Source organism: Brevibacillus aydinogluensis (assembly GCF_961514395.1).
In the GTDB taxonomy this organism is placed as follows: domain Bacteria; phylum Bacillota; class Bacilli; order Brevibacillales; family Brevibacillaceae; genus Brevibacillus; species Brevibacillus aydinogluensis.
In genome coordinates this window covers 2056950-2069652 of the sequence record NZ_OY569118.1, presented here as the reverse complement: position 1 = coordinate 2069652, position 12703 = coordinate 2056950, and the positions used below count along the sequence as shown (strand labels likewise).

The window sequence follows — 12703 nt, the reverse complement described above, 5'->3', positions numbered from 1 at the left end:
TGCCCCATTTCCATCCAATCCTTGTTTTTCGTACAGGAAAATCGGAGTGCCGCATGTCAGTCGGCAAGCGGAAAGCGCGCTTGGGCTCCGCTTTTGCGCCGCCTGCGGATCAGCCATTCGGCAGCGATCAGGTTGGGGACCCAGCACAACCAGGCGTCAATCCGGTAGATGCGGTTAAAGTCACCCAACAGCAAGTCGGATTGTGAGAGGCTTTCAACCGGGATGGTCAGCATCCCCAGCAAACCGAGCCAGAACCGCAGCGTGACGCCTGCAAACGTCAGCGCGTAGCTGCGCAGCATCCATTCCCGATGCTGCTCGACCTGCTTTTGACGAATCCGTTTGTACCCGAGATAGGTGGCCGCCAGCCAGACCACGTCCAACGCCAGGAATCCCGCTTGACTCATCACCCCTCCGAGTGCCTCAAAGGCCAGGTAGATGCCGGAGACCCCGCCAACCCCGATCGACAATACATACAGTTTGCCCAACTGGCGATGCAGGCGCAGGTGTTTTGTCTGAAGCCGCGTGCTGAACAACAACGGCCCGACGGCCAGAGCGATCGCCGATCCGACGGCATGCAGATACAGGAAATTGACCCACTGTGTATAAGGAAACTCTTTATCCAACAAATGCAGCTGTACCAGCCCGGCGCTTTTCGGGTTGAACACGACAAACTGCACAATCGCATACGCGGAAACGACCAAAGCCAGTACAGACGCGACTCCCATCCATATTTTTCTCATCTTCACCTGTTCACTCCGTTTGACAGAAATAGTTGCAAATGCAGGTCATAAAACTCCATAAATTGATCAGAGTTGTATAGATGCGCGGTAAGATAAGCGCCGTAGAAAATGGTGAACGTGGCTTTCACCAGGTCATCCGTCGGCAGGTGGTCCGGTATGTCCCCGTCTTCCTTCGCTTCCTCGATAAACTGAGTAAACAACGCACCAAGATTGGGCGCTTCCGCGTCAACAAGCGTTTCTTTGTCGGGATACAGAATCTGGATTTCCGCTTCACTGAGGGTCGGCATATGGGGGTGCATGTTTACTTCCGTCATAAACCCGATCAAGCTCAGCATCAGTCCCGGCCTTTCCCTGGCGTCTGCGGCAACGTGTTGAAACAGATGACGGATCGCCTCGATTCCCCGTTTCGGATGCAGCTTGAGTTCGATCATACGCTCCGTAAGCCACAAGCACATGAAGTAAATCAGTACGTCTTCTTTTTGCGGAAAAAATTTAAAAAAAGTGACCTTCGAGACTTCCGCTTTTTCGCATACGTCTTCCACCTTCACGTCTTTAAACGACTTTTTGCCGATCAGATCGAGACTTGCCTGAAAGAGCGCAATTTTCGACTTCGCCTTTTTGAGCTCACGCAGTGGCACCTTTTTACCCATCAGTTGGTTCTGCCCTCCTTTTCCGATAGCTTCCGGTTGTATCTTTTCCTGCAATCCGGATATTTGCTAATCCCTCCACTTGATCTTTTGAATTCAGTTAAAAGGTTAACCCCGGTTAAGTTATTTAGTCAAGTTATTTTTTGATTGCGAGCATAAACATAAAAAAGAGGGACATTTTTACATGTCCCTCTTTACAGATCGATTTTTCGTTTTTCGTTAACCGCATATCCGTTCTTACGCGATTTCCTCATGGGCTTCCGCCTGCGTCGTGGTTTTGGCCTTGCCCACTCCAAACGCAAAGTAACTGATCACGACAATAGCCAGGAAGACCAGCCCCGCCACAAGGGAGATGCGCGTCTCTTGATTGATCCACATCCCTACCAGCACCATGAGCAGGAAGGCAATCGTCAGATAGTTGGATACCGGTGCAAACGGCATTTTGAACGGATGCTGTGCCATCTCGGCGCCTTTTGCCTTACGGAAGCGGATTTGACTGATCAGAATCACAAACCACGGAACCATGCCGGGCAGCACACTGGCACTGTATACATAGACAAACAGATTTTCCGGTGCCAGGTAGTTCAAGACAACACCTACGGCCAGCCCTACGAGAACGCCGAGCGTTCCGAGCAGCGGCACGCCGTTGTGGGTCAGCTTGGTAAAGAATTTCGGCGCTTGTCCATTTACCCCCAGCGTGTACAGCATGCGACCCGCACTGTAGATGCCGCTGTTGCAGCCAGACATGGCGGCAGTGATGACGACAAAGTTGATGAACCCTGCTGCGGCCGTAATCCCGATTTTCGCGAAGGTTGCCACGAACGGGCTGCCGATCGACTGCAGTTGATCCCACGGGTAAACGGTTACAATTACAAAGATCGCACCAATGTAGAAGATCAGAATCCGCCAAATGATACTTTGAATCGCACTTGTCAGCGTTTTGCGCGGATCTTTTGCCTCACCGGCGGTAATCCCGATGAGCTCCACCCCTTGATAAGCCCCGATCACCAGCGAGAGCGCAAAGAAAAAGCCTGTCCAGCCGCCTGCGAAGAATCCGCCGTGTTCCCACAGGTTAGACAACCCGATGGCGTTTCCTCCGTTGCCAAAACCGAAGAAAATCAGTCCAAACCCGGCAACGATCATCAAGACAATGGTCACAATCTTGATCATGGCAAACCAATACTCAAATTCACCAAACGATTTCACGGAGAACAGGTTTGCCGCACCGAGGATCAGCATCGCGATCAACCCTGGTATCCAGGCGGGCAAATCCGGGAACCAGTATTTCATGTACGTCCCGACGGCGATGATTTCCGACATCCCGACGACGACCCACTGAAACCAGTTGCTCCAGGCCGTCACATAACCTGCCAGGGGATGGATATACTTGTGTCCAAAGGTCGCAAATGATCCCGTGCTGGGCTCCAGGTACAGCATTTCCCCCATTGCACGCATGATGAAAAAGATAAAAATCCCGACAATTGCGTACGCGAGCATCACGGACGGGCCTGTCCATTTGATCGTGCTCGCCGAGCCCATGAATAAACCAACTCCGATTGTTCCGCCCAACGCGATCATTTGAATATGACGCGCTTGCAGGCCCCGCTTCAATTCCTTGTTCGCCACTAGTCGCTCCCTCTTTCCTTTCTGCCAACACCGGCTGTCTTTTCAGGAATGCTGCGGGACACTCCTTTCGTCCGCGATGACGCGGCAGGTATCCCGTTTTTTGACAGTACCATTTTTATTCAGCATTCCTAATAGTGAGAAAAATTGTACACTATTTTCCTTCTGCTTCGCGCTGAAGTAATTGTATTGTAATATGTTTTCTTCGCGAAGACAATTGTGCAAGTAAAAAAACATTGGTAAATCAACATTTCTGACGTAATCGAATAATTAAAAATATGTGATTGTTCAATCAATTTGAGCAAGGTCACATGGCACAGTGAGGCCCTGCGTCCGTGTTTGTCACAACGATGCAGATCATGATTGAGGAGCGTTTGCGAGTGAGACGAAGGAATTTTTTAAACAAATGTTTAATATCCGGAAACAAATGCCCCTTCGCGATTGAGCACGGGAACCACCTGGCTGGCATTCCAAACGGAAGCGATCGCCACATCCTCGGCAAATCCCGCCGCGATCAGCTCCCGTCCCGAGGCAGACTCACACAGCAGCGGGTACATCTCCGACTTGGCGGCGTCAAAGGCAGCGACAGCCAGGCGGGCCTCCGGTGACAGCCGGTATCCGTGAAGTTCTCCGAGGATCGCCCCTGCCGCAACCATGTCCTCGAATGCGGGACGGAGGCTGCCGTCCGGCCACCGCTCTCCGCTGGCGATCACCGTGACGATGCCCCCTGTATTTCGGATGAACCGGGCCACCGCCGAGGCATTCCGCAAACTGCCGGCCACCACAATCGCGCCGCTGTCCTTTGCCAAAAAGGCGCACGTGGCTCCGTTGGGCGACGGCAGTACGATCCGGCACCCCTCGTCAATCGCAGAGAGCGAAGCGGGAGACAGCGAGATGGGCTCGCCGCGTTTACCGGCCAATACGGCCTGTACGCTGGCTGCGTACTCCGAGGCGGACGCATGCCGATAGCGATATGGATACACCACTCCGCCCCGAGCGAGGACCACATCGACACAGGTCGTAAACGAGAGCACATCGACGATCACCACGATGTCGGAAACAGGGGCCAAGGCTTTCACCCCTTCATACCCCCAATCAAAACGGGCGTGAAATCCGTTTTGCTGAAACACTGCCACATCCGCCATTTGCTTCCCCTTCCTTTCCAGGACTGCGTGTCCCTCTTCAATGTTGACAATGCGACTGCGCGAACGCTTCCCACTTGTCTCGATCTTGTGAAAACCACACCGGTTCCATGCGTTCAAAATACAGGTGATCTTCCGCAATGAGCTGCACTCTGCCGAGCATCTCCTGACGCTGCTCATGACCCATTTGGGCAGTCCAGACCACGGCGGAGAACAGACTCATCGCCACGTATACCGCGTACAACGTCCAAAACTCCGGCGGGATCTTGCGTGGGTAAAAATATCCGATAATCTGTCCGAAGCAAAAGGGGACGCTTACTTCTCTGCTGAACAAGGCCAGCTTGCAAAAGTCGCAGATGGGATCTCCCCAATCGAACCGGTCGAAATCGATGGTCCCGGCGTATTGCTTGTCCTTTACGATCAGATTGCCCACGTGGAAATCATCGTGCTGGAACCGGTTTGGCCGCTTGCGCAGATACGCTTTGTGTTCTTCCACAAACGCCATGATTTTCTCGTCGTGGGGTATGGCACTGCCAGCAGTGCGATACGCTTCGAGGTATCTCGCGTGTTTTTGGACGGCTCGCGAATGCCAGGCGGGGATGCCGGACGGCGCGTGAAGCTGGTGCAGTTTTCTCAGGTCTTGACCCGCCTGCCATCCGATAAAAAACTGTTCTTCTTCCGTACAGAGAGGCAGCATGTCCCGGGCGACCTCTCCGTCGATATGGGACAACAGGATGTAGCAAATCTGCAGGTCCTCTGATATCCCGTATTCAATCGGCTGCGGAATGCTCGCCCCGAACGGTTGCAGGGCGTGGAGAATATGAAACTCCGACCGCTTCCGCTCCCAGTTGCTCTGGTCTGCTATGCGCAGGATTCGCCGTTCTTCCGACAACATCCGGACCAGATATTTTCTGTCTGTCGAAAACCCATTGGTGATCGGCTCGAAGCCGACTGCTGATCGAAGTGCGGGACTTTTGCTTCGCAGCCATTCGATTTGTCCGTTCATGCTACACCTCCCAAAAATGGCAGCTTTTTCATTATATCATCCATGCTTCTGATAACAAGAACATTCTGGTACTTCCATACATGTTCTTTATGATGGCGGCATGGCCGAGAGCACGTCGACATGCCTGCGCCGTTTGTCACGAACGTCCACGAACGTCATAAAAAAACGGTTATCCCGTCTGGGCAGGATAACCGTTTTGTACCATGACTTCCTGTTGGTATCAATTCGCGGACTGATTGCCTGATTAGCCCTGCGTATTTTCGCTGGACGGCTGCTTCGTCGGTGTCGTCTCGCGCTCTTTCTCATCCAGCAGCGTCACGTTTTGCTGGTGCATTTTCTGCTTGGTCGGATACGCGCCCACCTGCTGCAGTTCCACATTGACATCTGTCTGCTTGTCCATCGCTGATCGCCTCCCATGTTGGTTTCCCATTTAGTATGGTTGCAAATCCGAGATTGCTATACGGCCGATAACAGCGGGCACGGTGGGCGCTAAGTGACCGTCGTTTCCATCTCATTTCCATATTTTAAAGGTTCCTTTTTTCCGGTATCTTTGTTATTCTCGTAAGCGAGCCAAAAACAAGCCGAAACTTCCGAGAGTGGAAGTGCGGGGGATTTTTTTGCAGACCACGGTCTGCATGGGGTGAATTGCCGCATGGCAAAGGGTTGTCTCCTCAATCCTAACCCGACAACTAACCTCGTAGGCGAAGAAAAGGAGACGATGTGCACATGAAACGATTTGCCAAGCCGATTCTTGCCATCGCTATGGGATTGGCCGTAACCAGCATTTCCACGTCCGCATTTGCCGCGACGTGCCCGTACCAATCGATCACCAGCCAAAAACAATTGGTTCAATATTCCGATTTTTACCAAAAGGTACGGAGCATTACCCCTATCTGGACCGTGAACAACCAGGTCATTGTGAAACAACCGACTACTGTGAAACAGCCGGTAACCGTCAAGCAGCCAGTAATCGTGAAGAAACCGGTAATTGTTAATAAACCGGTGCAACAACCGGCACAAAATCAGACAGCTCCCGCCAACAACAATGCTGTGACCCAGCCGAAAGCACCGGCCCAACAAGCGGCACCGTCCGTTTCTCAATTTGCCAAGCAGGTGGCCGACCTGGTGAATCAGGAGCGCGCGAAAGCCGGCTTGAAGCCGCTGACGCTGGACAGCGCCCTGTCCAAAGTGGCCATGGACAAAGCGGTCGACATGTACCAAAACCGCTACTTCAGCCACACCAGCCCGACTTACGGTTCTCCGTTTGACATGATGAAACAATACGGCATCACATTCAGAACGGCCGGCGAAAATATCGCCATGGGTCAGCGCAGCCCGCAGGAAGTCATGCAGCAATGGATGAACAGCCAAGGCCATCGCGCCAATATTTTGAATCCGAACTTCACGAAAATTGGCGTGGCGTACTACAATGGTTACTGGGTGCAGGAATTTACCGGATAAACGATGAACAATGGAAACAGCAAGCCGTGCTTCTCGCATGAGAGGCACGGCTTTTTTGCCGGCGACGTCAGCTGCATCGCTCGTTTCGTCAATGCCGGGCAGACCGCTAATACCGGATCAATGGGCGTTTATGCGCGAGAATCGGATTGGCGGCCTCGGGTTTCAGCCGCTTGCCGGTGCTGGCATCATACAGAACGTTGACGTAGTCGATGTACAGGATGCCATTCAGATGGTCGATTTCGTGCTGGATGCAGCGGGCCAAATAGCCTTCCGCTTCGAGGACCACTTCTTCGCCCGCCCGGTTCAGCGTTATTACCTTCACGTACGTGGCCCGTTTCACTCTGCCGACCACGCCGGGAATGGACAAGCACCCTTCGGCCCCTATCTCTGCACCTTTTTTTCCACGATCCGCGGGTTGATCAGCTCCACCAGGCCGGTACCGCAGTCCATCACGACCAGCTGCTTCGGTATGCCGATCTGGATTGCGGACAAGCCTGCCCTGCCCTCGTCGGCGTAGATGGTGTCCGCCATGTCGTTCAAGATTCTTTCCACGTTTTTCGTGACGGCAGTCACTGGCTTCGAGATTTGCCGCAGGATCGGATCGCCCAATTTTACGATGAGCCGTTCTGCCATATCGGTTCCCCTCTCGTTTGAGACTGTCGTGTATTCACCGTAACAAATGCACCTGACATCCGTCAATTGATCTGCGCCGGCTTCCGTCCGTTTTTTCAATCGACAAACACACTTATATGCGCTATCTTTAATGGTAAACATGATTGATGATGGAAACGAAGAGGGAGGAAACCATGCATTCATTGGCAGCAAAGCTCAACGAAACGCTTCAGCGAGAAAATCCGCACGTCTTTGCCATGCTGTCCGACTTGGGCAAGCTCATCTACTTTCCCAAGGAAGGCATACTCAGCCAGTCTGCCGAAGCCAAGGCAAAAGGGCACAAATACAATGCCACGATTGGAATTGCCTTGGAAAACGGCCAACCGATGCATCTGGACGTGATCCAAAGCACCTTGTCCGCCTACAATCCCAAGGATCTGTACGAGTACGCCCCGCCCGCGGGTAAACCGGAACTGCGTGCGGCATGGCGGAAAAAGATGATCGAGGAACATCCGTCGCTTGCGGATAAAACCTTTGGCAATCCAATCGTCACCAATGCGCTGACCCACGGGCTGAGCGTGGTCGCTGATCTGTTCGCCGGGCCGGGAGACGCCGTCATTCTGCCGGACAAAAACTGGGAAAACTACGAGCTCACCTTCTCCATTCGCCGTGGAGCAGAACTGGTCTACTACCCGCTCTACAACGCGGACATGAAGTTTAACGCAGCCGGCCTCCGCGATGCCATCCTGGCGCAAAAGGAAAAAGGCAAGGCCATCGTCGTGCTCAACTTCCCCAACAACCCGACAGGGTACACGCCGGGCATCGAGGAAGGCAAGCAGATTGTTGCCGCACTGAAGGAAGCGGCCGAAGCCGGTATCAACATCGTGGCCGTTACGGATGACGCGTACTTCAGCCTGTTCTTCGAAGACTCGATGCGAGAATCCCTGTTTGCCGAGCTGTGCGGCCTGCATCCGCGCGTGCTGCCGGTAAAGGTGGACGGCGCCACCAAGGAGGAATACGTCTGGGGATTCCGCGTCGGCTTTATCACGTACGGCGCAGCCAACGATGCGGTACTGGCCGCACTGGAACAGAAAACGCTCGGCATCATTCGGGCGACCATCTCCAGCGGTCCGCATCCGTCGCAGACCTTTGTTTTGCATGCGCTGAACGCCCCGGAATTCCAGGCGCAAAAGCAGGAAAAATTTGAGATCATGAAGCGCCGGGCCAACCGCGTCAAAGAGCTGTTGGACAGCGGCCGGTTTGACGACGCCTGGACCTACTATCCGTTCAACTCGGGCTACTTCATGTGCCTCAAATTGAAAACCGTCAACGCAGAAGAACTCCGCACGCACCTGCTGGAGAAATACGGCGTCGGCACGATCGCTCTGGGCGACACCGATCTGCGCATCGCCTTTTCCTGCATCGAGGAGGAACAGATCGAGGACCTGTTCAACCTGGTGTACAGCGGCGTAAAAGACCTGCAGGGACAACAATAGCAGAGCACGGCACCGCCCAGCAAAAAAGCGTTTTGGCTTCTATCGCCAAAACGCTTTTTCTTTGTCGCTTTTCAATCAGGAGGCGCGCTCTGCCTGGCCTTGAACGCGGGGAATCGCCTGCGGTCCCGACTGCTCCCCGCCCCAGCGTTCCCAGCGCTGCACCTGACTGCGCCAAAAGCCGAGCGAGGCCTGCATGACCGGACCAATCAGGAACACGGAGACAAACGTTCCTACGGAGACGGGACCGCCTGCCAGCCAGCCGCACAAGAGTGCAATCCCTTCCAGAAAGGTGCGGACGAGCCGGATCGACCGGCCGGTCAGCCGAGCCAGGGACAGCGTCAGCCCGTCTCGCGGCCCCGCCCCGATGCCGGAAGCCACGTACATGCCGGACCCGATCCCCATCAGCACAATCCCCGCAAGCAGCAGGGCAAACCGGGCCCACAAGGCCGAAAACGTCGGCACGATCCCGGCGTCGAGAAATCCGTTGACAAAATAGCCGATCAAAAGGATGTTGGCGACGCTGCCGATACGCGGCCACTGACGGTCCAGCACACACGCCATGCCGATCATCGCGATGCCGACGATCTGCACCCACGTGCCGATCGACCAGCCCGTCAGCCCGGCCAACCCGATGTGCAGCACGTCCCAGGTGGCGACGCCCACCGCGGCGCGCATCAACGACACGGCGCCCAGCGCCAGCACCATCAGACCGGCGACAAACAGCACCAGCTTGGCGCCGAAAACCCCCGCACGCCTCAACCCTGCCTGTTTTCGCTTCATCGCAATCTCTGCTCCTCTCCTATCTCCTGCCGCCTGCTGCGGCTCTTTCTACAATTCACTCAAATTCTTCATCATGCGATCTATCACGCTGGAAAACACAGCCAGCTCGTCGGCGGAAATTCCCCGCACGGCTTTCGCTTCGACGAAGTCTGATGCGCGCATCCACTCGTCCGCCATCGCTCGGGCTTTCTCCGTAAGTGCCACCCGCCGCTCCCGTTTGTCCGCACCGCTGTGCCGCTCGATCCATCCTGCCTGCTCCATCCGGGCCAGCGTGCGGGTCATTGTTGGCGCTTCCACGCACAGGTATTGGCACAACTCCGTCTGCGTGGCCGGCCCTTCCAGCAGCCGCACGACGACAGCCCACTGGGCCGTGAACAGACCCAGCGGGGTCAGTCGTTCGTTCAGCGTCTTGGAAAAACGCCTGCCCAGTTGATTCACCTTGTGTCCGTACACGGTGACACATTCCTCCCGCCAATTATTTACCTAGCTAACTTTTACCCAGCTAAGTATACAGATACGCCGTGGAAATTGTCAATCTGACGGAGCACATGCAAAAAGGCTTCCCCTGTAGAGAAGCCTTTTTCGTATCATCCTCTTACATCGCCTGCTTCCACTGCTTGTCCGCCTGTCCCGGCGCGCTGGCCCGTTTTTTTTCCGCCGCCCCGACCAACAATGCTCCAAACGGCAGTTTTGCCAGTCCGTACGAGAGAGCGATCGAAGCCGCTGAACAGAGCAGAAACGCGATCACACTGCCAAACATGCTGCTAAAGGTGACATCCCAGAGGTTCAAACCCTTCATCACGTACGTGAGCACGAGGGCATGAACCAGGTACGCTCCGTATGAATTCCGGCCGATCATCGCAAACAAGGCAGTCCAGCGCGAGTTCCGTTTTGTCACGAGGACGGCCAGCAGGTAGATCAGCAGCAGTTGGGCCACCGTATAGATAAACATGGACGGTTTCAGCGACGTGGCCACGTTGAGGTTGACCATATAGCCGCCCGAATCCCTGACCAGCTCATACCCGATGTACGCGTAGGCAGCGGCAAACACAATCAGCAGGTAGGGCCAGCGCTGCTGCAGAAACGAACGGAACGCGGGCAGTGCCAACGCGACCATCCCGCCCATCAGGAAATAAAAGGAATAGTACAGGAAATTGCGGTCCCTGCAGGTGATCAGATACGCGTCCAGCCAGGCCACGTCAAAACGGAACGGATGAGCTGGCAGATAGCGTGCCGACACCCACATCAGTCCCGCGTACACGAACGCCGCCGCTGCGACGGCGAGCACATGTGCCGCGCGGCCGGACAAATGCTGCTTTGCCGCCTTGAAGCCTTTTAACAGCAGCGGGTACAGCAGATAAAACTGAAAGATCATGACGACAAACCACAGGTGGTACGAGGCGGTGCCTGCGACCAACGATTTCACGAAGCTGACGAGCGCCGAGACGTCCCACCCGGTCACGTCTCGGCGCCACACCATGTAGATCAGCGACCAGATCGCGTAGGGCACGACGATCTCGGTAAACCGCTTGCGGATAAAGCCGGGGTAGTTCACCCGGTCGTAGTAGTTGTAAAACAGCACCAGTCCGGTAATAAAGACGAAAGCCGGAACGGCAAACTTGAACAGGTGAAATAGATTTCCGTACAAAAATGCCGTCATCTCGTCCACTCCGGGCTTTCGCATGTAGACGCCGATCACGTGCTGATACACCACTGCAAAAAAGGCAAAAGCGCGTAACGCGTCCAGTTCAACAATTCGTTCTTTTCGGGCCATTGACTCGTTTCCAACCCTTTCTCCCGTTCAAAAAAATACAGATATTCACATCCTGCCGATCCGCCGCACTGGCCTGAAAGTGCAGCGCGGGCGGCGGACCGATGCGAATGTGCCTCATCGTTTCATCTGTGGAACAATACCGTATGTCAAACAGCGCCACAGCCACTCCAGCGGTCCGAATCGATAGCGGGCAAGCCACCAATGGCTCCACGCCACCTGCAGCGGAAAAATCACCAGGCACAGCACAAGTCCGAGCCACATCTCCGCCTCCCCGTACAGATGGAAAAACCGGACGATGCAAAGCGACAGAACGGTCTGCGCCAGGTAATTGGTCAGAGCCATCTGCCCCACAGGCGCGAGTGGTGCCAGCAGCTTTCGTCCTCGCCCTGTCCGCATCAGCAGAAGCAGTGACGTGATGTAAAACGCGCACAGCGCCAGGCCGCTCCACCCGATAAACACCAGTCCAGCTATGTCGGGCGGTGCAGGCAGGTCCACGACGCCAGATTGGACAAGCGGAATCATCGCCACCAGCGGAACGCTTGCAGCCAGCGCCAACAGCCAGACGCGCTTGATGGCCGCCATGTGCTGTTCGGGACGATGAAAGACGCCCTTTTTGGCTGCGTACAATCCCAGCAAAAACAGCGGCAGGATGGACAAGACGTTTATCAAATCGTTCTGCAGCACGATCGGCAGTTCATGGGTCCAGCGGAACTGCAGCCATTCCGCCAGCCCCGCCTGGTTGTACACGGAGATCGTTTCCTGTGCAAGCTGCCATGTTTCAGCGCTGTACGAAGATTCGCCGGGAATCAACAGCGTCAGCGCCATCAACAGATTCCACCCGATCAGCAGAATGAGTGCCGCCCTGCGTATGGACGTTTCCGATCTGTTGAAAAACCAGAGCAAACACAAGCCCGCCAGCGCATAGGTGTGGAGAATGTCCCCATACCAGAAAAACAGCAGGTGGACCAGCCCGAACAGCATCAGCCCGGTCAAGCGGCGCAGATACAACCGTTTGGCCGCATATCCCTTCTGCTCTGCCCGACTCATGAACAGGTAAAATCCGGCGCCAAACAAAAATGAAAAGATGGTGTAAAACTTGGTTTGGACAAACATGTCGAACAGCAGCCGAATCCAATCGTCCGACACCGAATGCGACAGCGGCAAACGGTCATCTGGGAGAAACAGGTCAGGCATAAGGAAAGTGGGCATGTTCACCAAAAAGATGCCAAACAGGGCAAATCCGCGCAGAACATCCAGTTCGGCGATCCTCTCCCCAGCCGAGACGGGTGTTGCCTTCACTCGCGTCATCCTTTCTTTTTCGTATCTTCCGTGTTTTCCTATGTAATCTTCCCTTGGTTACTACGAACGTACCGGCAAAAAGTCACAATCTTCCAGAATAACAAGGGCGCAAGCACGAGATGC

Annotated in this window: 12 protein-coding genes, 1 pseudogene and 1 riboswitch; of the genes and pseudogenes, 2 read left to right on the top strand and 11 right to left on the bottom strand. The window is 54.8% G+C overall.

The genetic code is table 11. The annotated features are described in order from the left end of the window. Positions 1 to 56: 56 nt before the first annotated feature. The 6 genes from Q7F15_RS10145 to Q7F15_RS10120 form a co-directional block, all read right to left on the bottom strand. On the bottom strand, positions 57 to 740 hold the full coding sequence (locus Q7F15_RS10145; RefSeq protein WP_171564836.1) for a DUF2306 domain-containing protein: 684 nt from the start codon (positions 738 to 740) through the stop codon (positions 57 to 59). A 2-nt stretch (positions 741 to 742) separates the two neighbouring features. Continuing rightward, complete coding sequence (locus Q7F15_RS10140) at positions 743 to 1390, bottom strand: TetR/AcrR family transcriptional regulator (RefSeq protein WP_230076929.1); 648 nt, start codon at positions 1388 to 1390, stop codon at positions 743 to 745. Positions 1391 to 1624: 234 nt separating this feature from the next. After that, the gene (locus Q7F15_RS10135) at positions 1625 to 3013 is read right to left on the bottom strand and encodes an amino acid permease (protein ID WP_171564834.1); all 1389 of its coding nucleotides are present in this window, start codon (positions 3011 to 3013) and stop codon (positions 1625 to 1627) included. Between the two features lie 407 nt (positions 3014 to 3420). Beyond that, entirely contained in the window at positions 3421 to 4155 is a 735-nt protein-coding gene (locus Q7F15_RS10130) for a 2-phosphosulfolactate phosphatase (protein WP_171564833.1), read from the bottom strand. 37 nt (positions 4156 to 4192) lie between these two features. Then, the gene (locus Q7F15_RS10125; RefSeq protein WP_304414313.1) at positions 4193 to 5158 is read right to left on the bottom strand and encodes a phosphotransferase family protein; all 966 of its coding nucleotides are present in this window, start codon (positions 5156 to 5158) and stop codon (positions 4193 to 4195) included. 244 nt (positions 5159 to 5402) lie between these two features. Continuing rightward, positions 5403 to 5558 (bottom strand): hypothetical protein, encoded by a 156-nt coding sequence (locus Q7F15_RS10120; RefSeq protein ID WP_171564831.1) that lies wholly within the window; start codon positions 5556 to 5558, stop codon positions 5403 to 5405. A gap of 169 nt (positions 5559 to 5727) precedes the next feature. Next, positions 5728 to 5877, top strand: a riboswitch (cyclic di-AMP (ydaO/yuaA leader). A gap of 7 nt (positions 5878 to 5884) precedes the next feature. Here Q7F15_RS10120 and Q7F15_RS10115 point away from each other — a divergent pair. Further along, entirely contained in the window at positions 5885 to 6619 is a 735-nt protein-coding gene (locus Q7F15_RS10115) for a CAP domain-containing protein (RefSeq protein ID WP_171564830.1), read from the top strand. Between the two features lie 106 nt (positions 6620 to 6725). On the opposite strand, the pseudogene def reads toward Q7F15_RS10115, so the two are convergent. Next, positions 6726 to 7252 (bottom strand): annotated as a pseudogene (def, locus tag Q7F15_RS10110) (peptide deformylase). A 173-nt stretch (positions 7253 to 7425) separates the two neighbouring features. Here def and Q7F15_RS10105 point away from each other — a divergent pair. Further along, entirely contained in the window at positions 7426 to 8727 is a 1302-nt protein-coding gene (locus tag Q7F15_RS10105; protein WP_304414312.1) for an aminotransferase class I/II-fold pyridoxal phosphate-dependent enzyme, read from the top strand. Between the two features lie 75 nt (positions 8728 to 8802). Here the strand turns inward: Q7F15_RS10105 and Q7F15_RS10100 are convergent, their stop codons facing one another. From Q7F15_RS10100 to Q7F15_RS10085, 4 genes are all read right to left on the bottom strand, one after another. Further along, positions 8803 to 9507: a YczE/YyaS/YitT family protein gene (locus Q7F15_RS10100; RefSeq protein WP_304414311.1), complete on the bottom strand. Its 705-nt coding sequence runs from the start codon at positions 9505 to 9507 to the stop codon at positions 8803 to 8805. A gap of 48 nt (positions 9508 to 9555) precedes the next feature. After that, the gene (locus tag Q7F15_RS10095; RefSeq protein WP_304414310.1) at positions 9556 to 9960 is read right to left on the bottom strand and encodes a MarR family winged helix-turn-helix transcriptional regulator; all 405 of its coding nucleotides are present in this window, start codon (positions 9958 to 9960) and stop codon (positions 9556 to 9558) included. A gap of 142 nt (positions 9961 to 10102) precedes the next feature. Continuing rightward, entirely contained in the window at positions 10103 to 11281 is a 1179-nt protein-coding gene (locus tag Q7F15_RS10090) for an acyltransferase (RefSeq protein ID WP_304414309.1), read from the bottom strand. 114 nt (positions 11282 to 11395) lie between these two features. Further along, a complete protein-coding gene (locus tag Q7F15_RS10085; protein ID WP_216369281.1) occupies positions 11396 to 12589 on the bottom strand; it encodes a DUF418 domain-containing protein in 1194 nt (397 codons plus the stop codon). Positions 12590 to 12703: the final 114 nt, after the last annotated feature.